The sequence below is a fragment of the Pseudomonas parafulva NBRC 16636 = DSM 17004 genome (assembly GCF_000730645.1).
GTDB classification, from domain to species: Bacteria; Pseudomonadota; Gammaproteobacteria; order Pseudomonadales; family Pseudomonadaceae; genus Aquipseudomonas; species Aquipseudomonas parafulva.
Map to the genome: position 1 here is coordinate 25,395 of NZ_BBIU01000033.1, position 24,570 is coordinate 49,964.

Annotated in this window: 20 protein-coding genes, 1 tRNA gene and 3 pseudogenes; 19 read left to right on the plus strand and 5 right to left on the minus strand. The window is 58.4% G+C overall.

Features of this window, described 5'->3' with window-relative positions; translation table 11 throughout:
- Positions 1-186 precede the first annotated feature (186 nt).
- Positions 187-1,158: a polyphosphate kinase 2 gene (gene ppk2 / locus PPA02S_RS18735; RefSeq protein ID WP_028635311.1), complete on the plus strand. Its 972-nt coding sequence runs from the start codon at positions 187-189 to the stop codon at positions 1,156-1,158.
- Positions 1,159-1,169: 11 nt separating this feature from the next.
- On the opposite strand, the gene PPA02S_RS18740 is transcribed toward ppk2, so the two are convergent.
- The gene (locus PPA02S_RS18740; RefSeq protein WP_028635312.1) at positions 1,170-1,706 is read right to left on the minus strand and encodes a hypothetical protein; all 537 of its coding nucleotides are present in this window, start codon (positions 1,704-1,706) and stop codon (positions 1,170-1,172) included.
- Positions 1,707-1,832: 126 nt separating this feature from the next.
- Between PPA02S_RS18740 and PPA02S_RS18745 the strand changes: the two genes are divergently transcribed.
- Entirely contained in the window at positions 1,833-2,276 is a 444-nt protein-coding gene (locus PPA02S_RS18745; protein ID WP_028635313.1) for a hypothetical protein, read from the plus strand.
- Positions 2,277-2,396: 120 nt separating this feature from the next.
- On the opposite strand, the gene gabP is transcribed toward PPA02S_RS18745, so the two are convergent.
- On the minus strand, positions 2,397-3,782 hold the full coding sequence (gene gabP / locus PPA02S_RS18750) for a GABA permease (protein WP_028635314.1): 1,386 nt from the start codon (positions 3,780-3,782) through the stop codon (positions 2,397-2,399).
- A gap of 639 nt (positions 3,783-4,421) precedes the next feature.
- Between gabP and PPA02S_RS18755 the strand changes: the two genes are divergently transcribed.
- The 5 genes from PPA02S_RS18755 (at position 4,422) to PPA02S_RS18775 (ending at position 8,729) form a co-directional block, all read left to right on the plus strand.
- The gene (locus tag PPA02S_RS18755) at positions 4,422-5,195 is read left to right on the plus strand and encodes an ABC transporter ATP-binding protein (protein ID WP_028635315.1); all 774 of its coding nucleotides are present in this window, start codon (positions 4,422-4,424) and stop codon (positions 5,193-5,195) included.
- Positions 5,196-5,206: 11 nt separating this feature from the next.
- Positions 5,207-5,962: an ABC transporter substrate-binding protein gene (locus tag PPA02S_RS18760; RefSeq protein ID WP_028635316.1), complete on the plus strand. Its 756-nt coding sequence runs from the start codon at positions 5,207-5,209 to the stop codon at positions 5,960-5,962.
- A gap of 54 nt (positions 5,963-6,016) precedes the next feature.
- The gene (locus PPA02S_RS18765; protein WP_028635317.1) at positions 6,017-6,712 is read left to right on the plus strand and encodes an ABC transporter permease; all 696 of its coding nucleotides are present in this window, start codon (positions 6,017-6,019) and stop codon (positions 6,710-6,712) included.
- Complete coding sequence (locus tag PPA02S_RS18770) at positions 6,709-7,398, plus strand: ABC transporter permease (RefSeq protein WP_028635318.1); 690 nt, start codon at positions 6,709-6,711, stop codon at positions 7,396-7,398. The genes PPA02S_RS18765 and PPA02S_RS18770 overlap by 4 nt, the downstream gene beginning before the upstream one ends.
- Before the next feature lie 125 nt (positions 7,399-7,523).
- The gene (locus PPA02S_RS18775; RefSeq protein WP_028635319.1) at positions 7,524-8,729 is read left to right on the plus strand and encodes a methyltransferase; all 1,206 of its coding nucleotides are present in this window, start codon (positions 7,524-7,526) and stop codon (positions 8,727-8,729) included.
- A 289-nt stretch (positions 8,730-9,018) separates the two neighbouring features.
- Here PPA02S_RS18775 and PPA02S_RS18785 read toward each other — a convergent pair whose 3' ends face one another.
- Complete coding sequence (locus PPA02S_RS18785) at positions 9,019-9,294, minus strand: DUF3077 domain-containing protein (RefSeq protein ID WP_028635321.1); 276 nt, start codon at positions 9,292-9,294, stop codon at positions 9,019-9,021.
- A 469-nt stretch (positions 9,295-9,763) separates the two neighbouring features.
- Here PPA02S_RS18785 and PPA02S_RS18790 point away from each other — a divergent pair, with 469 nt between their 5' ends.
- From PPA02S_RS18790 to PPA02S_RS18805, 4 genes and pseudogenes are all read left to right on the plus strand, one after another.
- Entirely contained in the window at positions 9,764-10,012 is a 249-nt protein-coding gene (locus tag PPA02S_RS18790) for a hypothetical protein (RefSeq protein WP_028635322.1), read from the plus strand.
- A gap of 98 nt (positions 10,013-10,110) precedes the next feature.
- Positions 10,111-10,186, plus strand: a tRNA-Thr gene (locus PPA02S_RS18795).
- Positions 10,187-10,349: 163 nt separating this feature from the next.
- Positions 10,350-11,668, plus strand: a pseudogene (locus PPA02S_RS18800) (tyrosine-type recombinase/integrase).
- Positions 11,669-13,301: 1,633 nt separating this feature from the next.
- Positions 13,302-15,044 carry an anti-phage dCTP deaminase gene (locus PPA02S_RS18805; RefSeq protein ID WP_028635323.1) on the plus strand — a complete coding sequence of 581 codons (1,743 nt, stop codon included), beginning with the start codon at positions 13,302-13,304 and terminating at the stop codon, positions 15,042-15,044.
- A 376-nt stretch (positions 15,045-15,420) separates the two neighbouring features.
- On the opposite strand, the gene PPA02S_RS18815 is transcribed toward PPA02S_RS18805, so the two are convergent.
- The gene (locus tag PPA02S_RS18815; protein WP_028635325.1) at positions 15,421-16,122 is read right to left on the minus strand and encodes a hypothetical protein; all 702 of its coding nucleotides are present in this window, start codon (positions 16,120-16,122) and stop codon (positions 15,421-15,423) included.
- A 579-nt stretch (positions 16,123-16,701) separates the two neighbouring features.
- Here PPA02S_RS18815 and PPA02S_RS23070 point away from each other — a divergent pair.
- From PPA02S_RS23070 to PPA02S_RS18835, 6 genes and pseudogenes are all read left to right on the plus strand, one after another.
- Positions 16,702-17,265 (plus strand): hypothetical protein, encoded by a 564-nt coding sequence (locus PPA02S_RS23070; protein WP_154660103.1) that lies wholly within the window; start codon positions 16,702-16,704, stop codon positions 17,263-17,265.
- Between the two features lie 214 nt (positions 17,266-17,479).
- Positions 17,480-17,608 (plus strand): annotated as a pseudogene (locus PPA02S_RS23385) (integrase domain-containing protein); the annotation flags it as partial.
- A gap of 308 nt (positions 17,609-17,916) precedes the next feature.
- Positions 17,917-18,239 (plus strand): annotated as a pseudogene (locus tag PPA02S_RS18820) (helix-turn-helix domain-containing protein).
- A gap of 123 nt (positions 18,240-18,362) precedes the next feature.
- Complete coding sequence (locus PPA02S_RS18825) at positions 18,363-18,809, plus strand: GNAT family N-acetyltransferase (protein ID WP_028635326.1); 447 nt, start codon at positions 18,363-18,365, stop codon at positions 18,807-18,809.
- A 124-nt stretch (positions 18,810-18,933) separates the two neighbouring features.
- Positions 18,934-19,710 carry a class I SAM-dependent methyltransferase gene (locus PPA02S_RS18830; protein WP_028635327.1) on the plus strand — a complete coding sequence of 259 codons (777 nt, stop codon included), beginning with the start codon at positions 18,934-18,936 and terminating at the stop codon, positions 19,708-19,710.
- Between the two features lie 75 nt (positions 19,711-19,785).
- Positions 19,786-19,992, plus strand: coding sequence for a DUF3079 domain-containing protein (locus PPA02S_RS18835; protein WP_028635328.1), 207 nt, complete (start codon positions 19,786-19,788; stop codon positions 19,990-19,992).
- Positions 19,993-20,031: 39 nt separating this feature from the next.
- Here PPA02S_RS18835 and PPA02S_RS18840 read toward each other — a convergent pair whose 3' ends face one another.
- Positions 20,032-22,329, minus strand: a complete 2,298-nt coding sequence (locus PPA02S_RS18840) for a TonB-dependent siderophore receptor (RefSeq protein WP_028635329.1) — start codon at positions 22,327-22,329, stop codon at positions 20,032-20,034.
- A gap of 139 nt (positions 22,330-22,468) precedes the next feature.
- Between PPA02S_RS18840 and PPA02S_RS18845 the strand changes: the two genes are divergently transcribed.
- Together PPA02S_RS18845 and PPA02S_RS18850 are read left to right on the plus strand one after the other, a co-directional pair.
- Entirely contained in the window at positions 22,469-23,191 is a 723-nt protein-coding gene (locus PPA02S_RS18845) for a response regulator (RefSeq protein WP_028635330.1), read from the plus strand.
- Between the two features lies 1 nt (position 23,192).
- Positions 23,193-24,560 carry an ATP-binding protein gene (locus PPA02S_RS18850; RefSeq protein ID WP_028635331.1) on the plus strand — a complete coding sequence of 456 codons (1,368 nt, stop codon included), beginning with the start codon at positions 23,193-23,195 and terminating at the stop codon, positions 24,558-24,560.
- The last annotated feature ends 10 nt before the right edge of the window (positions 24,561-24,570 follow it).

Below are 24,570 nucleotides of genomic sequence, written 5' to 3' on the forward strand. Positions count from 1 at the left end.
AGTGAAATCCTTCTCTGATAGGCCAGTAGTCGACTCGCTAAGTAATGTAAACCATGGTCAACGCCCTCCCTATTTTTAGCTGTACCAAACTATTTATCGACACCCCGTTGACCAACATCAAAGGGCCAGCACTAGGCGCGCCATAAGGTAGCTAATGGAAATCCGGATCAATAACCAAGGACCTCCATGAGCGAAGACGCCCCCCTGCAACTCCCCGCCCCCGCCCCATCCGCCGCCACCCCCGCACGCACGCGCCGCCCTCGTCAGCGCAAGCCTGAACCTGCCATCACCCAGGTCAGCCAGGCACCCGCCGCGCTTGAAGTGGCCAGTGCGCCCAAGGGCAGCACCGAAGACAGCACCTCGGCCAAGCTTCCGGCGAGCTACCCGTACCGCACGCGGCTGCGACGCCAGGACTACGAAAAGGCCAAGCACGCCCTGCAAATCGAACTGCTGAAGGTGCAAAGCTGGGTGAAGGACACCGGGCAGCGGGTAGTGATTCTGTTCGAAGGGCGCGACGCGGCTGGCAAGGGCGGGACCATCAAGCGCTTCATGGAACACCTGAACCCGCGGGGTGCGCGCATCGTTGCCCTGGAGAAGCCCTCGGAACAGGAAAAGGGCCAGTGGTACTTCCAGCGCTATGTGCAGCATTTGCCCACGGCCGGGGAAATGGTGTTCTTCGATCGCTCCTGGTACAACCGCGCCGGGGTCGAGCGGGTGATGGACTTCTGCACGCCGCTGCAGTACCTGGAATTCATGCGCCAGGCGCCAGACCTGGAGCGCATGCTGTGCAACAGCGGCATTCTGCTGTTCAAGTACTGGTTCTCGGTAAACCGCGAAGAGCAGCTGCGCCGCTTCATCTCGCGCCGCGACGACCCGCTGAAGCACTGGAAGCTGTCGCCCATCGACATCAAGTCGCTGGACAAGTGGGAAGACTACACCGCCGCCAAGGAGGCCATGTTCTTCCACACCGACACCGCAGATGCGCCCTGGACGGTGATCAAGTCCGATGACAAGAAACGCGCGCGCATCAACTGCATCCGCCACTTCCTGCACTCGCTGGACTACCCCGGCAAAGACCACCGCGTGGCCCACGCGCCGGATGCCCTGCTGGTAGGCCGGGCATCACGCGGTTTCGAGGAAGATGAAGCGGTGGCGTAACCCGCCTGGCCTTAGAAGTTGGCGATGGCGCTGCAGTATTCGGCTTTGTGCCTGGGCACCTGATCGGTGCTGCCCAGGCGCTTGAGCGTGCCGCCACAGGCGCTGTAACCACGCAGTACCAGCTCGTAGTCGGCGCCTTTTTCCGGCACGAACCAGAACATGCCCAGGCAGTTTTCCACGGTGCCGTATGCCGGGGAACTGCCGCCGTCCAGAAAGTGCAAGGTGAAGGGCTTGCCGGCCGGCACCAGCACTTCGCTAACAGCATCCCCCCTGCCCACAGCCGCGCCGGCAGGCATGCCCAGGGTTTCGCCGTTACGGTCGGCGAAGCCCTTTTTCGGTACAGCGATCACGCCTGCACCGGGGCTGTACCAGTCCACGCAATCCTTCTCGGGCACCGCCCGCACCATGCCATTGGCGATGACGCGCAGGCGTGCGGTGTCCCCGGCAGTGGGTGAGCCATAGGGCGTGTTGAACGATTTGACGGCAGCAATGTTGCCACAGCCGGCCAGGGCGACGGCCAGCAGGCCGGCTAATACGGGTACTTTCATCCGTGAAGGTCCAGGGAGGTGATGAAGTGTGGGTAGTGTGTCTGAGACCTGCCGAAGCTGCTTGGGTTTCGCAGGCATCTGCGCTTCAATACGCACTTTTCACGGCACCCCCAAAGGACTCCACTCATGGCCACCTCCACCAAGCAACAGAAACGCGCCAAGCGCGCCGCCACCAAGGCCAAGCAGAACCGCATGGTCCGCAGCGGCCAGGCGGTCAAGGCCAGTGCCGGCGACAGCGCCAGTGTTCAGCAGGTGTACGACAAGGCCATGGAATCGGGCAGTTACGAGCCGCTGTTCAAGAAGATGAAGGAAGCCCAGGAGGACGGCCTGGTCCCGATGATTTCGGTGTTCCTGGTAGACCCGTTGCTGGCCCTGGTGCTCAAGGGGCACAAGGAAGAACACGCCACCGACTACATCGTGCTGGTGTTCAGCGCCTACCGTAAGTGGCTCGACGGTGCTGATGAAGACACCACCATGGCATGGCTGGAGAGTGATGAGTTCCAGAATGCCTATATCACCGCTTCCGAGCTTGTGGCCAAACAGCAGCAACAGCAGAAGCAGTTCGGCTGACAGCGCCCCAACAGCCCCGCCCACCCTGTGGGAGCGGGTTCACCCGCGAAGAAGCCAGCACAGGCAAAAAAAGGCCGCACCCTCAACAGGGCGCGGCCTTTTCGTTGCAGCCAGCGCGGGTCAGTTATCCAGCGCCACCCGCCCTGCAGCTTCACGCTTGCGATGCACCAGCAGCCCCGCCGCCACTACCGCAATGCTCAGCAATGCGGTGGCGATGATTTCGATACGGTGGTCTTCACGCAGCGCCATCACGCCCAGTACCGCAACGATGAAGGCAATGGTGGCCCAGGTCAGCCCCGGGAACAGCCACATCTTGAAGGCGATCTTCTCGCCACGGGCTTCACGCTGGGCCCGCATGCGCAGTTGCGACACGGCAATCACCAGGTACACCAGCAGCGCGATGGCGCCAGAACTGGCCAGCAGGAACTCGAACACCTGCGCCGGGGCCAGGAAGTTGGCGAACACACACAGGAAAGCCGCAGCCGTGGACAGCAATACCGCCACATGCGGGGTCGCTGCCTTGGTGGTGCGCTGAGCCATGGCCGGTGCGTCGCCGCGCTTGCTCAGGGAGAACAGCATGCGCGAAGAGGTGTACAGCGCCGAGTTGAGGCAGCTGGTCACCGCGATCAGTACCACGATATCGACGATCAGCTTGGCATTCGGCACACCGATACGGCTGAGCACGGTCTGGTACGAACCGGTTTCTGCCAGGGCCGGGTCGTTCCATGGCACCAGGGCAACGACCAGGAAGATGGACACCAGGTAGAACAGGCAGATACGCCAGATCACCGAGTTGGTGGCACGGCTGATTTGCTTGCCCGGGTCCTTGGACTCGGCCGCCGCGATGGTGACGATTTCAGTACCCATGAACGAGAACATGGTGGTCAGCATGGCTGCCAGCACCGCGCCCAGGCCGTTGGGCATGAAGCCCTGGGTGTCGAACAGGTGGCTGATACCGCTGACCTGGCTGCTGGGCACCAGGCCGAACATGGCCACGCAGCCCACCACGATGAAGCCGATGATGGCCAGCACCTTCAGCAGCGCGAACCAGAACTCGAACTCGCCGTAGTTCTTCACGCTGAACAGGTTGGTGACGGTGAGTGCCAGGGTAATGATCAGCGAGAACGCCCACAGGTCTACCGCAGGGAACCAGGCATGCAGAATGGCCGCCGCCGCGTTGGCTTCCAGCGGAATCACCAGCACCCAGAACCACCAGTACAGCCAGCCGATGGTGAAGCCCGCCCAGCGCCCGATGGCGCGGTCGGCATAGGTGGAAAACGAACCCGTGTCGGGTGAGGCGACCGCCATTTCACCCAGCATGCGCATCACCAGCACCACCAGCGTACCGGCAGCCGCATAGGCCAGCAGTACGGCGGGGCCGGCAGCGGCAATGGCATGGCCGGAGCCGACGAACAGGCCGGCACCGATGACGCCAGCGATAGACAGCATGGTCACATGCCGTTGTTTGAGCCCCTGAGCGAGGTCGTTGGAATTGTTACCGCTCATAAAACTACCTTTGTAAGGAGTGGACCACATCGATTGCGAGTCAGGCGTGCCCTGGGTTGAGGTGGGCAACGCTGCAATCTGCGGTTTCGTACTGGCAATAAGCGCGCCATGTGCCAACCCACCGCACCAAGATTGTGCGTAAGCCTTGATTGACGCGGGATGGAGCGCATTCGGCCAGCCCGTGACCGAATCATCGCCGAATCATCGGATTACGGAAATACCCACTTACAAATGCACCACGGGTGCCCCTCGGTAACACCCACGCACCATGGCGAGGCAAAAAAGTGCAACCGGGAGGTACAACCACGACGCCGTTTTACACGCTTGCCAGGTGCAGCCCTGCATCAGTGGAGCGCTGCCCGCGTGGTCAGGTTTACTCAGCAAACGGTCCGAAAGCGCTTCCCTGAGCCGGCCAAAACTGGCACCATCGCGCCTTTTTTCATCAAGGCTCAGGTGCCGGGCGACAACGCGGGTGGACATCCGCGCGACGTTGCGCTGCAACGATGCGACAAACTGCCCCACCAAGGCCCAGACTGCCCGGCAACCCTGTTGGCCGTCATAATGCCGCTATGCTAGCTTGGCGCACGCCAGGAAGGCCGCCAACAGCTGGGAACGCACCCGAACACATGAGGACCGCACATGGCTCAGGCCACGCCCGCGCTGGAAATCCGCAACCTGCACAAACGCTACGGCGAGCAGGAAATTCTCAAGGGCATTTCGCTGACCGCACGCGACGGTGACGTGATCTCCATCCTGGGGTCGTCCGGCTCCGGCAAGTCCACCCTGCTGCGCTGCATCAACCTGCTGGAAAACCCGCACCAGGGCGAAATCCTGGTTGCCGGTGAAGCCCTCAAGCTCAAGGCCGCGAAGAACGGCGACCTGATCGCTGCCGACAACCGCCAGATCAACCGCCTGCGCAGCGAAATCGGCTTCGTCTTCCAGAACTTCAACCTGTGGCCGCACATGTCCATCCTCGACAACATCATCGAGGCCCCACGCCGCGTCCTCGGCCAGAGCAAGGCCGAAGCCGTGGAGGCAGCCGAAGCGCTGCTGAACAAGGTGGGTATCTACGACAAGCGCCACAGCTACCCCGCCCAGCTTTCCGGTGGCCAGCAACAGCGCGCCGCCATTGCCCGTACCCTGGCCATGAAACCCAAGGTGATCCTGTTCGACGAGCCCACATCGGCCCTCGATCCGGAAATGGTCCAGGAAGTGCTAAACGTTATCCGCGCATTGGCCGAAGAAGGCCGTACCATGCTGCTGGTGACGCACGAGATGAACTTTGCCCGCCAGGTGTCCAGTGAAGTGGTCTTCCTGCACCAGGGCCTGGTCGAAGAGCAGGGATCGCCGCAGCAGGTCTTCGAAAACCCGACCTCGGCGCGTTGCAAGCAATTCATGTCCAGCCACCGCTAACGGAGCAATACATGCAAACCTACAAGAAGTTTCTCCTGGCCGCTGCAGCCACCCTGGTGATGTCGGCCAACGCCCTGGCCGCAGAAAAACTGCGCATGGGTATCGAAGCGGCCTACCCGCCGTTCAACAACAAGGACGCCAGCGGCAACGTCGTGGGCTTCGACAAGGACATCGGCGACGCCCTGTGCGCCAAGATGAAGGTCGAGTGCTCGGTGGTCACCTCTGACTGGGACGGCATCATCCCGGCCCTGAACGCCAAGAAGTTCGACTTCCTGGTGTCGTCGCTGTCGATCACCGACGAGCGCAAGCAGGCCGTGGACTTCACCGACCCCTACTACTCCAACAAGCTGCAGTTCATCGCGCCGAAAAACGTCGACTTCAAAACCGACAAGGCCTACCTCAAGGGCAAGACCATCGGTACCCAGCGCGCCACCCTGGCGGGCACCTGGCTTGAAGACAACTACGGCAGCGACCTGGACATCAAGCTGTACGACACCCAGGAAAACGCCTACCTCGACCTGGTCGCCGGCCGCATCGACGGCATCCTGGCCGACAAGTACGTGCAGTACGAGTGGCTGAAAAGCAAGGACGGCTCCAACTTCGAGTTCAAGGGCGAGCCGGTGGTGGACAGCGACAAGATCGGCATCGCCGTGCGCAAGGGTGACACCAAGCTGCGCGACGACCTGAACAAGGCCCTGGCCGAAATCAAGGCCGACGGCACGTACAAGAAGATCAACGACAAGTACTTCCCGTTCAGCATCGAATGACCCGCCCCGACCGGCGCGCCCTTGCGGCGTGCCAGTCCCTAAAATGACCTGCCCATGAATATCGACCTGCACGGATTCGGCCCGGCCATGATGGCCGGCACCCTGATGACCGTAAAACTGGCGCTTTGCGCCTTGCTGCTGGGGCTGGTGCTGGGCCTGCTCGGCGCCCTGGCCAAGACTTCCTCGATCAAGCCGCTGCAGTGGCTTGGCGGCTTCTACTCCACCCTGGTACGCGGCATACCCGAACTGCTGTGGGTGCTGCTGATCTATTTCGGCACCGTCGGCCTGATGAGCAGCCTGGGCGATGCCCTGAACATGCCGGGCCTGGAGCTGAGTGCATTTGCCGCCGGCGTCATCGCCCTGGGCCTGTGCTTTGGCGCCTATGCTACCGAGGTGTTCCGCGGCGCCATCCTGGCCATCCCCAAAGGGCACCGCGAGGCCGGGCTGGCCTTGGGCATGACCAAGGGGCGTATCCTGTCGCGCATCATCCTGCCGCAGATGTGGCGCATCGCCCTGCCCGGCCTGGGCAACCTGTTCATGATCCTGATGAAGGACACCGCCCTGGTGTCGGTGATCGGCCTTGAAGAAATCATGCGCCACGCGCAAATCGGCGTGACCGTGACCAAGGAGCCCTTCACCTTCTACATGGTCGCCGCCTGCATCTACCTGGGCCTCACCATCATTGCCATGACCGGTATGCACTTCATGGAAAAACGCGCCGCTCGCGGCTTCGCGAGGGCCGAACAATGAATTGGGAAGTGATCATCAAGTGGCTGCCCCGCCTGGCACAGGGCGCCACGCTCACGCTGGAGCTGGTGGCCATTGCCGTGGTGGCCGGGCTGATTCTGGCCATCCCGCTGGGCATCGCCCGTTCTTCGCGCCACTGGTACGTGCGCGCGGTGCCGTTCAGCTACATCTTCTTCTTCCGCGGCACACCGCTGCTGGTGCAGCTGTTTCTGGTGTACTACGGCCTGGCCCAGTTCGACGCCGTGCGCAGCAGTTCGCTGTGGCCGTACCTGCGCGACCCGTTCTGGTGCACGGTGCTGACCATGACCCTGCACACTGCTGCCTACATCGCCGAGATCCTGCGCGGCGCGCTGCAGTCCATCCCCAAGGGTGAGATCGAGGCGGCGCGGGCGCTGGGCATGTCGCGGGGCAAGACCCTGTTCTACATCATGCTGCCCCGGGCCGCGCGCATCGGCCTGCCGGCGTACAGCAACGAAGTGATCCTGATGCTCAAGGCCAGCGCCCTGGCCAGTACGGTGACCCTGCTGGAACTGACCGGCATGGCCCGTACCATCATTGCCCGCACCTACCTGCCGGTGGAAATCTTCTTCGCTGCCGGCCTGTTCTACCTGCTGATCTCGTTCCTGCTGGTGCAGGGCTTCAAGTTGCTGGAGCGCTGGTTGCGGGTAGACGCCTGCCAAGGTCGCTGACCCCGTACCGCCCCTTTCGCGGCTAAACCCGCCCCACAGGCCCCTCACAGGCTTCCAACCTGTGCCAACCCTGTGGGAGCGGGTTCACCCGCGAAGAGGCCCTCAAACCCGACAACCTTCTCCCCATGCCCAACCACCTCCACAGCCACCACCTAAGCACCCGCTTCCTGGCCCTCGACCAGTTCCTGGTGGAGCACCAACAGCTGTGGAAACCGCGCCCCTTCACTACCCTGCAACTAGGCTGGGAGGCCGCCCACCCCGAACTGGCTGCCCACCTGCGCCAATGTTCCCTGGCAGACGCCGAAGCCGACAGCACTACTGACCGCCTCCCAGCCCCCTTCCCGCAACTGGCCGAGCAAGCCCAACAGCTCGCCACGCTCGGCAGCCTGCCCCAGGTCGAACTGCCGCCAGCCGCCCACCGCCTGGACGTGGCAGTCCCCGGCCGCAAATGGCAGCAGATCGAAGCCTTCGCCAGCCACCTGGCCTTCGGCGCCCAGCCCCACCGGTGGCTGGACTGGTGCGCAGGCAAAGGCCACCTCGGCCGCCGCCTGCTGCAACCCGGCCAACAGCTGACATGCCTGGAATACGACGCCGAACTGGTCGCAGCCGGCCAGGCACTGAGCACCCATCACCACTTGCCCGCGCAACACCTGCATCAGGATGTGATGGCACCCGAAAGCGCCAGGCATCTGCATTCGGACACTAGCGTGGTTGCCTTGCACGCGTGCGGCGACCTGCACGTGCGCCTGCTGCGGCTGGCCGGCGAGCAAGGCTGCCGGCAGCTGGCGGTGGCCCCATGCTGCTACAACCGTATCGCCACTCCGAGCTACCAGGCGTTATCCACAGCGGCACGCGCTTCCAGCCTGCACCTGTCGCTGGACGACCTGGGTTTACCCCTGAGTGAAACCGTCACCGCCGGTGCCCGCGTGCGCCGCCAGCGTGATACGTCCATGGCGCGGCGGCTGGGTTTCGACCTGCTTCAACGCCAGCAACGCGAGGCCGATGAGTACCTGCCCACGCCATCGCTGCCTGTGGCCTGGCTGAGCAAACCGTTCGAGCAGTATTGCCGTGATCTGGCGGCACTCAAGCACGTACCCATTCACGGTGAACCGGACTGGCTCGCGCTGGAAGCGGCGGGCTGGCAGCGCCTGGCCGAGGTGCGCAACCTGGAGCGCGTACGCAACCTGTTCCGCCGCCCGCTGGAGCTGTGGCTGGTACTGGACCGCGCCCTGTACCTGGCCGAACAGGGTTATGACGTACGCGTGGGGTTGTTTTGCGACTATCCGTTGACCCCGCGCAACCTTCTGATCCTGGCCGAGCGCGGCAGATAGCCGCAGAAAAACCTGTGGATAACTCTGTGAACAAGCTTGTGATTACCTGTTGGAGCCAAGCGCTATTTCCAGCGCCTGGCTTATTCCTTCAGGTACCGCAAGGCCAGCAAAAACAGGCATTTGCGCAAAGACAAGTGGCACAGCAAGGCGGCATGCATTTCGCGCAGGTAGTTGATGCCGCTTGTGCATAAGCGATTTTGGCGGTAGCCCAATTGGGTAACGGCTGCAAGGTGTTCGACGCGGGGAATGCAGCGCTCGATCTCACGGCAAACATCGGCGGCCCCCCGTCTCAATGCACCCGCCCCTTGGCAATCTCGATATCGTTCATCAACGCCTTCGCCATATCACATAGATAATCAGCCGCCCCCAAAAACTTGTGGTCATCCTCCATATCCCCCTCGCGCACCAAGTGCTTGATGTACCCCATCAAAATCGACACATGCTCGTAGGCAGCATCCACAGGTATGCCGGGCTGTACACGCAAGAGGTTGAGAGACGGGCTACCCGCCGGGAGGAAGGTTTCGATGCCTGCGGTGGTGATCTCGTCCGGATTGGTTTTTTTCATGGCATGGGTCCTTATTCGAAAACAGGAACTGCCTCAAACCCTTCTCACCAGATTTGGGTGGCAGCCGTACGCAGGGTGAGAAACCGAGTGAATAAGGAACCCCGGCCAGACCAAGTCTGCCCGCGCACGGCCACCATATGCAGGTAGCGCTTATTCGAAATCGGGTTCTCACACCCGGTCGCCTGAGCGACCCGGAAAAGGTATCCGTGAGCCATTTCCCCGACAACAGCGATACTTCGGCGGCACGCGTAGGATAGGTCCGAAGCAACCATCCTGAAACACTTTCCCAGCCTTTCCAGAATTCCCTTACACCCCCGCCGCCACCGGCTTCAGCCGCGATCACCCCCAACATAACCGCAAAAACCGTGTATCATCCGCCGCCCAAATCATTAAAAAGTGACGTCGCGCGCTGCCTGCCAGCCCTGCGGCCATCTGGCGTTGCGCCAGATTCGACAATGGACCAGACCCCGTGACCCTATCCAAACCCCTCGCCCTGCTTGCCTTCGCCCTGGCCCTGACCGCCTGCAGCAGCGGCCCGTCGCATCACAAATCCAGCAACCTCGGCTGGAACCACCCTGGCATGCAGCTGGGCGGCGACAAAGGCCTGCCCCTGCGCGCCGAAACCCCGTGCCGCAAGCGCGGCTGCGACAACGACAAGCTGGTCTTCAACCCTGCCAAGACCGAGCCAAACATCAACACCATCCACCGCGGCTGGTAAGAAATTTCTCCTTTTGGGCCGGTGACTTAGGTTATTTGCGAACAATCGCAACTAAGTGGTTTACAGGCCCAAAACGATCGTTATAATGACGCCCCATTGCCGGTATAGCTCAGATGGTAGAGCAACTGACTTGTAATCAGTAGGTCCCGGGTTCGATTCCTGGTGCCGGCACCATACAAGGTTCCAGAGAAGGCTTTCAAAATCTCTGGAACCCCCGAAAAACCCGCCTTCTGGCGGGTTTTTTCGTTTTGGCGTTCCGTCGGATTCCGAGGGCAGCCAGCGCTAATAAGGGTAGTTTTAAGGATAGAGGTCCGTTTCGATATCGGAGACTACCCTTATGGCCCGCACCACTGCCCCGCTTACAGACACCGCCTGTCGCACGGCAAAGCCCAAAGAGCGCGAGTACAAGCTCTTCGACGGCGACGGTCTTTACCTGCTTGTGCAACCCAACGGCCGCAAAGGCTGGCGGCTCAGGTACGTGAAACCGGATGGCCGCGAAGGCCTGACCGCTCTCGGCAGTTATCCGGTGGTCGGGCTAGGCGACGCACGCCGCAAGCGCTTTGAGATCAAGCAGCAGCTCGCCAACGGCATAGACCCCATTCAGTACAAGCAACAAAACAAGACCCAGGCCGTGATCAACGGCCGCACCTTTGAAAGCGTTGCGCTCGACTGGCACGCGAGCATGGTGCCCAAGTGAGCGCCCGGCCACGCCAAGACAGTGCTCAGCCGTTTGAAGACTCACGTATTCCCTTTGATCGGTGCCAGAGCAATCGTTGAGTTGGACACCCACGACCTCATGCAGCCACTGGAAGCCGTGACGAAGCGCGGCACCATCGACGTGGCGCTCAGGATCAAGAACTACCTGCAAAGCATCATGCGTGAAGCCAAACGGCTGCGACTGATTACCGCGAACCCAGCTCACGACCTCGATGGCTCGATCAAGACACCACGGGTAACTCACAGACCCGCACTACCCTTATCGCGGCTGCCGGAGCTACTGGCATGCATTGAGGACTACTGAGGTCGTCCGCTCACGCGCCTCACGGTGATGCTGTCGCTGCATGTATTCGTACGCTCCAGTGAACTGCGCTTCGCCCGTTGGAACGAGTTCGACCTCAAGCACGGCATCTGGGAGATCCCCGACACCCGCCCTGCGCTGGACGGAGTGCCCTTTTCCACAAGGGGTACGAAGATGGCCGGGGACATCCACGTTGTACCCTTATCGCCGCAGGCAGTGGCCTTGCTTGAGCAGATCCACGCGATCACCGGCAAGTTCGAGCTGGTGTTCGCGGGGGATGCCAAACCGTGGAAGCCGATGTCCGAGAACACGGTGAACGCCGCGCTCAGGACGATGGGCTACGACACCAAGGTGGATATCTGCGGCCACGGGTTCCGCACCATGGCGTGCAGTGCGCTGGTCGAGTCTGGCCTATGGTCGGAGACGGCTATCGAACGGCAGATGAGCCACAAGGAACGCAACACGTGCGCGCCGCTTATACCCACAAGGCCGAGTTCCTCGAAGAGCGGCGGATGATCATGACCTGATGGAGCCGGTTTCTGGAGGCGAACCGCGAGGACCATGTGACGCCGCATGAGTTTGCCAAGCAGACGGGCGAGAACGTCACGCGCCTTCGCAGTGCCAAGAGGACCGAGTAACCCGCCGCACCACCACCTCAAACTCGCTGTGAAGTTACCCACAGCACCGCATGAAGCTCCTCCACGCGGGTCCTTTCAAACGGGGCTGCAAAGCCGCCCCGTTTGAAAGGACCATATCCAAGAAGAAAACTGCTGGCACAGTTTACGTCTGTGGAAAACCACTAATGTCCACTGGGGGATAGTTTTATCCACAGGCGCTAAATCCCTGAAATCTCTTTGCTTGACGAATATTGTCCACAGGCGTAGACCGGGAGTTGCAAGCGCTGTCGATGACAGCACCCCAGGTGACCCGAACCTTAAAGGTCACGCCGCCCCCGCGGTGGTTCTCCCCAAGGGCGATTCGCATCCGGCAGCTCGCCCGGTCACTACCCATGTGATGGATGCTCTTACACTTATTGCGCTCGTGCGCCAGATACACCTTACCTCGCTGCCCTGCAGCAACCTATCCGCTTGGCCGAATATTGCGCCAGCCTGTGCCCGTCTCTTTCTCTGGAAAGAGACGGGCACTTCTACCACTGCTGCAGCACTGATAGCACATGGCTTTGCGGCATTCCTCCTCGTGACAAACGCCGATGCCACCAGCAACAGCCATGTAAATTATGATGCTGCAGACCAAGGAATGGACTGCACCTGACTGAAAGTCAGAAATGCCCGGTCATCGCATTGCTGCGTTGACCCGGCTCAGGATCTTCAGGCGCTGGTTTCGTCAGCCAGCACTGCCTCCACCCGCCCACCGGTAACGGTGTTAAGGAGGCCAGATCATGAGATGCCCTTGCTCCCGGTTGTAAGGAGCCGCTGGTCCCGCGTAGAGGACATTCCCCATAGGTCGCAGGGGCCTTGATCCCTGATAACATTAAGCATTCTTGGCGGGATGACGTGGGGGAAGACTACGGATATCAAGGTGCGGACTTATAACTATGGCACTGGTAGGAAAAAGGAATGGGCGATGACGGTCAGTAGCTTGGCTATGCCGTCGAAAGCTGTTCGGTAGAAGTAATCAAGGCATTGTCATGACGGCCAGTGATAGATGACAGGTATCCTCACACACCCTTCACAACCACTGCCGTTCATCTGGTCTAAACCATGCGGAACGACAGTTTTAGTTTACCTACCGGCCACCTAGGGTTCCGGCTGTTTCCAGCCACGTCTGACTAAGGGCAGATGCATTTAGGTGCAGCCATGTGCCACCATGCAGGCAGCGTACAAGCATAGTAGGAGCTTAGGCATGGAGAGGTATGGGAATAAAGGCGGGGACTCAGGTGTTGTCGGTTACGAGATTGGGCCAGGCTCAATCGTCGTAGCATTCAAAGACGGCTGGAAATATCTCTATGACGGGACGCGGCCTGGCGCTTCCATCGTTTCTCAGCTACAGCAGCTCGCTCGATCTGGCCATGGTTTAAATAGCTATTTAACCAAGGTGGTAAAAGGTAGATTTGCCCGTAAGTTCAGATAGTTGGATACGCCTCCGTCCCTCACTCAATACAGTTTTGGAGGTAGGGAGGAATATTCTACGCTCGCCCGTTCGCACAAAGTTTAAGTGCCGCCATTGAATAGGCGTCAGACCGTCAAAGACGACTGATTAAGCGAAGCCAAGCTTCAAAAAATAAAATATAACAATGCAGGTGGAGAAAGCATGGTAAATCACAACAGGGAAGTAGTAAGCTCCCTCTTCAGAGAACGTAGCAAATTTGTTGTAATAGGATTAACAGGCCGAACTGGCTCAGGCTGCACTACCGCGGCAAATATCCTTGAGAGTCCCAATCCGAATTTCCCAGATCTAAAAGCCGTCCAGTACAAAGGAAAAGCTTTTTTTGAACGTTTAAATGGTAGGCGATACGAAATACTTAAGAGCTATGCCGAACGAAACATCGTACAGTTCTATTCAATAAAGGTAAGCGATTTAATATCCGCTTATTTGTTGTCAATAGGCACCAATGAGCTCCTTTCATTTATCATCGGAGTATTGGAAACCCCTATTGACAATGCCAAGTTAGTCGAGATTTTAGAAAACGGATCCTACGGCAAGAACAAAATAAGAACCAAATTCGCACCTATAATGAGTAAATTATTGGATCATGAAGAGAAATTCGTGCTTCAAGATAAAGAAAAGGAAAAATTTATTTCTTTTTTGCGGCTCATGAGAAAATTTACAAACGACTTCAAAAGCGAGCTGAGGCAAATTGATAACGCACTATATGTGTCGATTTATCAATCAGCAGGGAACTCAATCAGAAAAATCGGATGCATCGACAAAGATTACAAGTCCGTCGACTTTATGCCCGCCAGCATTTTCCATCTTCCCGAAACTATAAACAGGGTGATCAAAGGGATTAGGAGCATAAAAGAAAAGGCCTTGGTAGTAGTAGATGCAATACGAAACCCCTATGAAGCCAGATTCTTCAAAGACCGCTATTCGGCATTCTATCTCGTATCGATAAATGCTCCTGACGATGATCGTGCAGCTTATTTACACAGCGTTCATAAGTTCACCTCTGATAAGCTTCGTGAAATTGACGACCATGAGTCAGGCAAAACCAAGATCACTCACGCTGACTTCATCAGCCAGAACGTTAAGCAATGCATTGAAATATCGGACATACATCTATTCAACCCAAGAGGCGAGCTTGACAATAACAATGTACTAAAGGCCCAGCTGGCATGGTACGTAGCTTTAATGCTCCACCCTGGCCTTGTCTCACCTACATCAATGGAGAGGGTTATGCAAATTGCGTACTCTGCCAAGAGTAACTCGGGGTGCGTTTCTCGGCAGGTGGGAGCCGTGGTAACTGACGCAGATTACTCTGTCAAAGCTGTTGGGTGGAATGATGTAGCAAAAGGTCAAATTCCGTGCTCGCTAAGGTCACTTAAGGGCTTGATGAACGATTTCGACGCGGTCGCATACAGCAAATACGAGCGAACGAATTCTGAATTTAGACTAAGCGCAGGCAAAAAGCTTATCAAGCTAGCCGATGCATTAGAATCAAGCGGTCAGAACCTATCTTACTGTTTCAAAGATATCCGGAACGGCCTGGAGAGCAGTGAGCGAACACGTGGCAATCAAGTACACACTAGATCACTTCATGCCGAAGAGAATGCATTTTTGCAAATCGTGAAATATGGTGGCGCAGCGATTGAGGGCGGAAAGTTATTTACCACTGCCAGCCCTTGTGAACTATGTGCAAAAAAAGCCTACCAATTGGGGTTGAGAGAAATTATTTTTATCGATCCATACCCTGGCATCGCGAATGACCACATATTAGAGGCCGGTGAAAATCCGCCTGAACTTTTACAATTCTACGGAGCCGTAGGCAAGGGCTACCATCAACTATACGACTCAGTTCTACCTTACAAAGACGAATTGGCATATATGGAATAACATGTCCATACACCGAACCATTTAATTCCAGACATACGCATCACATAACTAAATGCGGGGCGCCAATTAATTAATAGTGCGCCCCTTTTTACGGGCAATCGGTTTAGACTCCTATACTGATAAAGACTCACCACCCCTTGTAAAGTCCGAAGGCCGCAAAAGCTTGACAGTCCTCGGAAGCTATCCGATGGTCGGACTGGCCGATGCATGCCGCAAGCGATTCGAACTCAGACAGCAACTCGCCAGCGACGCAGCCCCCATCTAGTCCAAGCAGCAAGCCAAAGCCGGGGCACCATCGAAATTTGACGCCCATTCTCACCTGCCCTCTAAATAATCCAGAACTTGCAAATCTTGTCAAAATCACTCTTTTTAACTTTCATAGATGTGAAATCGCTGAATTAATTTTAGCCAAAAGATCAGCAGAAAATCCTCTTATTATTTTTATGTCCTCCTCAAGCATTTCCAACTCAAGCGTAAGTCGTTCGCCAGATGAAGACACCTCATTACGGTGGATAATGTCGTGCCGCCTAGCAATAATTGGTCTTATCTGGGATGTATCTATTCCCTTACCATATTCGCCGAAAGCCTTATGAAAAATCTCTACAATGGTATCCGGATTATGAAATGTGTCATTTTGCAACAGACTTATAACCTTACCCTTTATCCCATTAGGCAGGGCCATCACCTCAGACATAGTCATTTTTCCGCTCTTATTAATCTCATCACAATATTGAGCCACGCCTAAAAGCACTGTCGAATGAAAACCAGCAAGTGCAATCAATGAGTCACCGATAAATGTCTCAAGGAGCGTCACGGCATGCGAATAAACCATTCCATACACGGTCCCCTTAAGCCTTGTATATTTATTGTACCGTGCAACCATCACGGCTTGGTCCAACTGGATATTTAAAAGACTATACAGCTTACACTGAGGAAAATGATCTTCAAACTCAGCAGATGGCTCACAGACTACACCATAGTCAGCAAACAGAAACATCCATCGCTGTTTCTGAGTAACAGACATACTGCCCCACACTTCATCTCGCCCATTGGCGAGCGAAATCATATAATCAGCCATTCTAGACACAATCACACCCTTTAGTACAAATATATGGATTTACTATTTTTAATCTCGAAAATCAGCACAGTGTCAAAAAACCAAATCACTACCAGAAAACACCGACATCAGCTTTCTGCATTTGAGTCTGCAAACAAAAAAATCAGCGCCTACAACATTTCTAGCCTGGAGCTGATATGCCTGGCGCCAACGACTTGGTCAGCCGATAAAAAAGACTTAGCAATGATACGACGTAGGTACCAGAGGCCTTCACCAGTGGGTAAATTTAGCCGCAGGTCGGGGCTAGCTAGCTCATTCCGCCTCTAATAAAATGTGAAGCCCGTTACCAGCATCGAGAGCACTGGTGATTGAAAATAACCACTTCCGAGCCAATTACCAACCAGCGCAGCTAGGCAGTCGACTCGGACCGAATGAAACGGCTTGGTCTATCTCACGGTCTTTCCCCGGCCCCACTCTAATGTGACAGCCGGTGCGAGCTTACAGATATGGACATTGCTTGCATAAAGGATAGAATACTGCACGTCAAGCCCCTAAACTCAAGGCTCATACGGAATTCATATCTACGGGACTCATAATTATATGGAAAGTATATTTGGCTTCTTTGAAAACCTCTTCAAAGACTTCACATGGGGACGACTAACCTTTCTTGCCTTTACAATTATCCTGATGTGCAGCGGTCTATTCATCTACGAATCTTACACTGGAAGGTTTAAGCTAAATAGAATCAGCACAGAATTAAAAATAATAGAATCAATTGTAGAACTCGAAAAGAAAGTTGAGACGCTACCAGACAATTCACCAAGCAAGCGTTATTTCAACAAACTAATGTCAGAAGCAGGTAAGAGCCAAATTGAATTCAGTTTTCAACCAGGATTTCCAACGCAAAAATTGGAGCGAATATTTTTTCAATGCTTGCCTTGGGCACTACTGCTAATTCTAATTTTCTTCACCACATCAAGTGGCCGTAGTTCCGCCATTGCAGGAGTTATTGCGATGGGCAGTCCATTTATTGTACTAGGATACAACCTTCCAACCTTTGAAAAGCCCTGGGCAATTAACTACTTATACCCATGGGGAATGTTGACAGCAACATTAATCACCATTCTCATGGTGCAGAACCGCAAGAAAAAAAGAACCAATTAACATGAATCGACCCATAAAGGGATTTCGCTAATCAATTGATTGATTTTTATGATTACAGCTTCAAACTCCAAGTCAATTTGGATTGTGCTCCTTGCATGCGTGAAAGTCCCTAAAACCCACCAATCGGCGGTTTTATAAGCCTTAGGATCCTCCGCCGGGGTCCCTATTCACACTAAACACAACGGCGTGAAACCATGGCAGTGGTAATTAAATCACAGTCAAAACGCATGCAGATCGGTGGTAACCGTTCGTGGAGTGGTAGCGTTCTGAGGACGGCCCTAAATTCAATGATGCGCGGCAGATTGATCGGCAGGTGTTGGCTGTTCACGCGGTGTTCGTTCGTGGTTAGGTATATCGCGCCGAATTTGGCGACCAGCTACTCCCCGATTCGATTCCACCAAACTCCATAACTAGCTGATTCACCTATAGCTACACTTTGGGGTACAGCCAAAATTCCACTAAATTCCAGCCCCTCGAATTCCCTGCCCTCACAGCAAGAAACCGTTCGTCTGGTGCCGGCACCATACGCAGGATCAAAAAAGGCTCACCGAAAGGTAGGCCTTTTTTGTTCGTGTCCCAGACGCCTTGAACCCAAAGCGATCTGCGTCCGGTTTTATTGTAAATCTCAGACAGTCCTTCCGAGGTGAAGCAATGGCCCTTCAATTCTACGAGAGCCCCTCCACACCACCTACGATGAGGACACAGCCAGCAAGATGGCTTTGAAGATGGACCTGTCCATTTTCATCACTGGCTGCATAAAGCAGATGGGCCTCAAGCAGCACGAGGCTGCTGCCAGGCTCAACGTTACCCAGTCCCGGGTATCCGAGCTGGCAAATGGCAGGATCGAGAAATTCACGCTGGACGCCATGATGGATATGCTCGACAAGCTCGGCTTCCGCACCAGCCTTGTCTTGCCCTCGAACGATGCTGGCGCCCTACCGCAGATTGTTATCTCGCAAGTACGCGGTAGCTAGACCCTGTAACCCATGTTTCTATTGCCACCAGATCCAGTATCCGCTCCCATGCCAACGCGGACACCAAGCCCCCTTGAGCAACACTGCCATAAAGGCCGCTCACCAAATCACCGGCTGACACCCATGAACCTCAACCTGAGACACGCATCTGTCACCGACCTGCCAGCAATCTACCTGGGCGAACAAGACTATATCCGCACCTGGGAGCCGTCCCACGAAGCGGCCTGGCGAGCAGATCTCAGCCGTCATCTAACCCGCTGGGTAACTCATTTCGACAAGTTCACTGTCGTAACCATAAGCACAGATTTCGCGGGGTATTCGCTGTGGATGCCGGACGGTGACTGTGCAGAGTTGTGCACCATTAACGTATTGGAAACCCATAGGCGCAACGGTGTGGGCTCTGCGCTGTTAGATGCCTACATCTCGACCGCAAGATCACTGCGCTTTGCGAGACTGCGATTGAGCGTAAGGCCCGATAATCCCGCACGATTCATGTATTCGAGAGCTGGGTTCGTGGTTACTGGAATCGGGCCGCAGGGTTATGAGGTGTTTGAGCGAGCAATCGACTGACCCACACAGGTTGTATGTTCACCGAAGTGATCTAGCGTTGCAGGGGTGTGGGGTTATTGGGGCTGCGGGGCAGCCCATCGCGACCTGCGGTCGCTCCTACGGGTGTTGGATCTAGGGGGGAAATATGGCCATCGATTTTCATTCTGAAGATAACCGCAAAACCTACGCCAGCCGTGAAGCCGACAGTGGCTGGGCTGCGGCCATCAAGGCCATCGTCGACCCGTTAAACAGGCGGGTAGCCGACATCGGCTGCGGGGGCGGGATCTATTCAGTTGCCTGGCACCGCCTGGGCGCCGAGCACGTCACCGGTGTGGATTTCTCGGCGCAGATGCTGGAGGCAGCACGCAATAATGCGGTGGGCCTGGAGGGGCTCGCGTTCCAGTCCGGCGAAGCGACGGCAACCGGCCTGCCAGACGCCTGCGTAGATATCGTTTTCGAACGGGCACTCATTCACCACCTGCCCACCTATGACGCCTGCTTCGCCGAGGCCTTCAGGGTTCTGCGAGACAACGGCCACGTACTGATTCAAGACCGCACCCCTGAAGATGTAACGCTCGCCGGCTCACCTGAGCATATTCGCGGCTACTTCTTCGAACGCTTCCCTCGTTTACTGGAAGTCGAACTGGCTCGCCGGCCGAGGCACGACGAGGTCGTGCGGGCGCTGACCGGAGCGGGCTTTACCCATATCCGCTCGATGCAACTCTGGGAAACACGCAAAACATACACCCACCTTGAGGCCCTGCAACAAGACCTGGCGCAGCGCACCGGGCGCTCCATTCTGCATGAGTTGAACGACGCGGAGCTGGCAGACCTGATCGGGTTTATCAGCACGCAAGTGGGTGATGCTTTGCCGATGGAAGAGCAAGACAGGTGGACGCTCTGGTACGCCACCAAAGCCTGAGTTTGACCCCGGTCAACGCGTCGGCCACGGGCAGGCATAGGCTGAGGTCTGGCAACCGGACCCAGGACCCTCACCATGGCCAAGAAATTTCCCAAGAACCCAAGCCACCCCGAGCGTATCTGCTGGGGGTGTGATGTGTACTGCCCGGCCAAGGCGCTCGCCTGCGGCAATGGCGCAGACAGGACCATGCACCCGGTGGAGCTGTTCGGGGAGGACTGGGACAGTTGGGACGCGGGGGAGGGAGAAAAAAATGAGGCTGCCGGGCAGCCCATTCGCGGGTGAACCCGCTCCCACAGGGGCTATGGGAGCGGGTAGCCGGGGTTAGAAGTTGGTGCTTACGGTCAGTGACAGGCTGCGTGGGTCGCCATAAATGGCACCGGCGTAGAACCCGTACCGGGTGTAGTAATGCTTGTCGAACAGGTTGTTCGCGTTCAGCGTGACGCTGGTGTCATCGGTAACCTGGTACTTGGCCATGGCATTCCAGATGGCGTAACCCGACCAGTTCACGTCGGTGGCGCCGGTGCTTACGCCGTTGGCGGGCTGGCCTGCCGGGGTGGAGATGGCGCGGATGTTGGTTTGCGCGGTTACGCCGGCACCTACGGTCAGGCGGTCGAGCGGGCCGCTGAGGTGGTAGGTGGTGGAGGCCTTGAACAGGTGCGACGGGTCGCTGCGGCCGTCGCTGTCCACGCGGCGGAAGTGCAGGTAGGTGTAGCCGGCATACACGTTCCAGGCCGGGGTGAGCGCGCCGGCGATTTCAAGGTCGATGCCGTCGGTTTCCTGGCCAGAGCCGGCCTTGTAGGCGTCGTTGCCGGTTGGCGTGGACACGCCGCCATCGAGCACGGCCTTGTTTTCCTGCTTGTTGCGGAAGTACGCCGCCGAGGCGTTCAGGCGGCCGTCGAACCACTCACCCTTGATACCCGTCTCGTAGCTTTGCCCACGGATCGGCTCCACCTTGGCGCCGCTGCTGGTTTCCTGGGTTTGCGGGGTGAAGACGTCGGTGTAGCTGGCGTACAGCGAGTAGTTTTCGTTCAGGTCGTACACCGCGCCCAGGTAGGGGGTGACGATGCCGCTTTCTTCCTGGCTGGTGCGGGCGCCGTTGACGCTGCGGGTAATGGCCGAATAGTCGGTGGTGCGCACCCCGGCGATGACCGACAGCGGGTCGGTGATGCTCAGGCGGGTGGCGGCGTACAGCCCCTGCAGGCGGGTGGTGGTTTTGGTGTGGCGGCCGGTTTGCGAGGCGAGCATGTCGTAGTCGGCGTTCACGCCGTTACGCCAGTCGCTGATCGGCAGGCCGTTGTTGGCGCGGAACAGGCAGCCGACCACCGGGGCGCCGATTCGGCCGTTGCCGACCATGTTGCAGCTGTACTCGGGCGACCAGGCCACGGTGCGGCTGTCGTTGTAGCCCACCATGGCCTGGTGGGTGCGGCCAAACAGCTGGAACGGGCCAGAGAGGTCGATCTGCGCAGACTGCTGGGTGGTATCACTGGAGCTGTGCAGGCCGTTCAGCACTGCGCCGCTGCCGTCCTGGTCCCAGTAACCGCCAAAGCGGCCGCGCCCCGCAGAGTTCACCTTGCCCAGGCCACGATGGTTAAGGGCGTCGGTGGTGCTCTGGGCAACTTTCAGGTCCAGCGCCCAGTCGTTGTCGAAGCGGTGTGCCAGCGAGCCGAACGCGGTGCGGGTGGTGTATTCGCCAAAGCTCCAGCTGGGTACCAGGTTGTTGCTGCGCGGCAGGTCGGTTTTGCTGCCGTCGCGGTACCAGATAGGGATGTTCGCGCCCCAGCCGCCACCCACCACCTTGTTGTACTCGTACTGGTAGCCGGCACCCAGTGTGGTGGCGTCGTCCAGGTCGAACTCGAAATTGGCCAGGGCGGCGCGGGAGCGCTCGGACTGGTTGTCGCGGAACGAGTTGGCGTCCTGCTGAGTCATCACAAAGCGTGAACGCAAGCGGCCGTCTTCCGACAGCGGCAGGTTCAGGTCGGCGCCCAGGCGGCGTTTGTCCCAGCTGCCGTAGGTGGCGTAGGCGCTGCCGCCAAAGGTTTTGGTGGGCGCCTTGCGGATCAGGTTGACCGTGGCCGAGGGGTCGCCGGTGCCGCCCAGCAGGCCGTTGGCGCCGCGCACGATGTCGATGCGCTCGTACAGGTCCATGTTCAGGGCGTTGCCGCTGCCGTTGAAGTCGGAAGCGCCGGGCGTTTGCAGGCCATCGATTTTCCAGTTGGTGATGGCGTAGCCACGGGCGCGGTATTCGGTGCGGCCACCCACTTCAAGCTTGCTGGCGGTAACGCCGGGCGTGGTTTCCAGCGCCTGCTCGATGCTGTGGATGGCGCGGTCATCCATTTGCTGGCGGGTGATGGTGGTGACCGATTGCGGGGTCTGCCGCGGGGTCAAGTCCAGGCCGGTGGAGCTGCGGGTGCTCTCGACGGTGTAACCCAACTGGCCCGCTTCATCGCCGGGCAGCATGGCGCTGTCTTCGATGTTGGTGGCGTCCAGCACCAGTGGGGCACTGTCGGCGGCCATGGCGCTGCCACTGATGGCCAGGGCGACCAGCAATGCGACAGGGGTAATGCGGGTGCCGGCGCAGGTGAATGAGGTAAAGGTTTTCGGTGTGCTCAAGGGATTCATTTGGGAAGGCTTCGTATTTGCAGATGATTTTTTGTTAGGATTCTAGGGATCGGCCCTCCGGGCTCTACACCCGACATGTATGGGGTTGTAATTGAACGTAATGAGCGCCGCTGGCCCTCACCTGAAAGGTGTCCTGCACATGAGCACAACCCTGCTGGTTGTCGACGATGACGACGAGATTCGCGAACTTCTCTGCGACTACCTCAAGGACGCTGGCTACACCGTACTGGCCGCCGCCGATGGCAAGCAGATGCGCGAGCAGCTGGCCCGCCAGCCGGTGGCACTGGTGGTGCTGGATCTGATGCTGCCCGGCGAAGACGGTTTGAGCCTGTGCCGCCAGTTGCAAGCCACCCCGGGGCTGGCAGTGATCATGCTGTCGGCCAAGGGCAGCGCGCTGGACCGCATCATCGGCCTGGAGGTGGGCGCCGACGATTACCTGGCCAAACCCTTCGAACCCCGTGAACTGATCGCCCGCATCAAGGCCGTGCTGCGCAGGCCGCACCGGCTGCACACGGCCGTGCAGGAACCTGCCCAGGTGGAGGCCCATGCCTTTGCGGGCTTCCGCCTGGAGCACGTGAAACGCCTGCTCACCCGCCCCGATGGCGAAACCCTCACCCTGCCCCGCTCCGATTACCGCGTGCTGCGTGAGTTGCTGGAAGCCAACAACCGTGTGGTGTCGCGCGACCAGCTCACCCGCAGTGCCTTCAGCCGCGACCACCTGCCCGACGACCGCTCGGTGGACATGTGCGTCAGCCGCCTGCGCCAGCACCTGCGCCACGCACCGGGCGGCGTTGCGCAGATACTCACCATCCGCAACGAGGGCTACCTGCTGAGCATTGCCAGCCCCCAGGCCGACGCCTGAGATGCGCTGGGCCCGTCGGCTGTGGCCGCGTACGCTGTTCGGCCAGCTGCTGCTGATCATGGTGGGCGGCACGCTGGCCATTCAGTTGATGTCCAGCAGCATCTGGTTCGACGTGCGCTTCGCCCAGGTGCTAGAAGCCCCGGTGCGCCTGATTGCCGCCCGCAGCGCCCCCTTGATCGCCCAGGCGCAGTGCCATGCCGGTGCCGTGAAGGTACCCGCCCACTATCAACTGCGCTGCGCAGAACAGCTGCCGCCGCTGGAAGCGGACGAACGACGCGGGCGCAAGCGCGTGGAACTGCTGCTGCACCAGGCCCTGAAGTACGAGCTGGGGCGCGAGCCGAACGTGCGCCTGATGAAGGTGCAACTGACCGACGAACTCGGGCGGCCCATCGTCTGGCGCAGCCTGTTCGGGCTGCGTACCGCCCAGGCGCATATCCAGTTTGCAGTGCCGCTGGCCGATGGGCACTGGCTGACCATCGACGGCCAGGAACTGCAGGGCTGGAGCGGCGAGTCGGCCTGGTTGCTGATCAGCGACTATTTGCTACGGGTGTATGCGCTGCGCATCGTCGCCGTGCTGCTGGTGTGCCTGATTGCCGTACGCCTGTGCCTGCGCCCGCTGCGCCGCCTGGCCGATGCGGCGCGGGGGCTGGGTGGCAACCTGGAGCAACCACCGCTGGCACTGGACGGGCCCGAAGAAGTGCGCCAGGCGGCCCAGGCCTTCAACGCCATGCAGCAGCGCCTGATCGCCATGGTCAACGACAAGGCGTACTTTCTGGCCGCCGTGTCCCACGACCTGCGCACCCCGCTGACGCGCATGCGCCTGCGCCTGGAGCGCATGCCCGACGACGAACACCGCCAGCGTCTGCGGCAGAACATCGCCCAGATGGACGACATGATCGGCCAGGTACTGGACTACCTGCGGGCGGGTGAACAGTTGAACCTGCAACACGTGGACATCGACCGGCTGGTTGCACGCCAGTGTGCAGAGCTGGCCACCGTTGAGGAGCCACTCCCGGTGCACGGCCAGGTAGGCAGTGTGAAAGTGGATGCCTTGCTGCTGCAGCGTTGCCTGCAGAACCTGCTGGTGAATGCACTGCGTTACGCCAATGGGGTAAGCGTCACACTGGAGCGTGTGGGATCACGGGTGGTGATTCAGGTGGATGACCGGGGGCCTGGCATTGCGCCTGAACTGCTGGCGACCATCACCGAGCCGTTCGTGCGGGGTGAAGGCTCGCGCAACCAAGGGTCTGGCGGGTACGGGTTGGGGATGAGCATTGCCCAGCGCATTGCGAACAGCCATGGGGGCGAGCTGACGGTGGTAAATCGCGAGGGGGGCGGGCTGCGGGTGAGTATCGGGTTGCCGGCCTGACGGCGGGCAA

What these genes read in the sequence shown, in the direction of transcription:
- ppk2 (WP_028635311.1), top strand. Translation starts at nt 187, where the DNA reads ATGAGCGAAGACGCCCCCCTGCAACTCCCCGCCCCCGCCCCATCCGCC.
- PPA02S_RS18740 (WP_028635312.1), bottom strand. Translation starts at nt 1,706, where the DNA reads ATGAAAGTACCCGTATTAGCCGGCCTGCTGGCCGTCGCCCTGGCCGGC.
- PPA02S_RS18745 (WP_028635313.1), top strand. Translation starts at nt 1,833, where the DNA reads ATGGCCACCTCCACCAAGCAACAGAAACGCGCCAAGCGCGCCGCCACC.
- gabP (WP_028635314.1), bottom strand. Translation starts at nt 3,782, where the DNA reads ATGAGCGGTAACAATTCCAACGACCTCGCTCAGGGGCTCAAACAACGG.
- PPA02S_RS18755 (WP_028635315.1), top strand. Translation starts at nt 4,422, where the DNA reads ATGGCTCAGGCCACGCCCGCGCTGGAAATCCGCAACCTGCACAAACGC.
- PPA02S_RS18760 (WP_028635316.1), top strand. Translation starts at nt 5,207, where the DNA reads ATGCAAACCTACAAGAAGTTTCTCCTGGCCGCTGCAGCCACCCTGGTG.
- PPA02S_RS18765 (WP_028635317.1), top strand. Translation starts at nt 6,017, where the DNA reads ATGAATATCGACCTGCACGGATTCGGCCCGGCCATGATGGCCGGCACC.
- PPA02S_RS18770 (WP_028635318.1), top strand. Translation starts at nt 6,709, where the DNA reads ATGAATTGGGAAGTGATCATCAAGTGGCTGCCCCGCCTGGCACAGGGC.
- PPA02S_RS18775 (WP_028635319.1), top strand. Translation starts at nt 7,524, where the DNA reads ATGCCCAACCACCTCCACAGCCACCACCTAAGCACCCGCTTCCTGGCC.
- PPA02S_RS18785 (WP_028635321.1), bottom strand. Translation starts at nt 9,294, where the DNA reads ATGAAAAAAACCAATCCGGACGAGATCACCACCGCAGGCATCGAAACC.
- PPA02S_RS18805 (WP_028635323.1), top strand. Translation starts at nt 13,302, where the DNA reads ATGGTAAATCACAACAGGGAAGTAGTAAGCTCCCTCTTCAGAGAACGT.
- PPA02S_RS18815 (WP_028635325.1), bottom strand. Translation starts at nt 16,122, where the DNA reads ATGGCTGATTATATGATTTCGCTCGCCAATGGGCGAGATGAAGTGTGG.
- PPA02S_RS23070 (WP_154660103.1), top strand. Translation starts at nt 16,702, where the DNA reads ATGGAAAGTATATTTGGCTTCTTTGAAAACCTCTTCAAAGACTTCACA.
- PPA02S_RS18825 (WP_028635326.1), top strand. Translation starts at nt 18,363, where the DNA reads ATGAACCTCAACCTGAGACACGCATCTGTCACCGACCTGCCAGCAATC.
- PPA02S_RS18830 (WP_028635327.1), top strand. Translation starts at nt 18,934, where the DNA reads ATGGCCATCGATTTTCATTCTGAAGATAACCGCAAAACCTACGCCAGC.
- PPA02S_RS18835 (WP_028635328.1), top strand. Translation starts at nt 19,786, where the DNA reads ATGGCCAAGAAATTTCCCAAGAACCCAAGCCACCCCGAGCGTATCTGC.
- PPA02S_RS18840 (WP_028635329.1), bottom strand. Translation starts at nt 22,329, where the DNA reads ATGAATCCCTTGAGCACACCGAAAACCTTTACCTCATTCACCTGCGCC.
- PPA02S_RS18845 (WP_028635330.1), top strand. Translation starts at nt 22,469, where the DNA reads ATGAGCACAACCCTGCTGGTTGTCGACGATGACGACGAGATTCGCGAA.
- PPA02S_RS18850 (WP_028635331.1), top strand. Translation starts at nt 23,193, where the DNA reads ATGCGCTGGGCCCGTCGGCTGTGGCCGCGTACGCTGTTCGGCCAGCTG.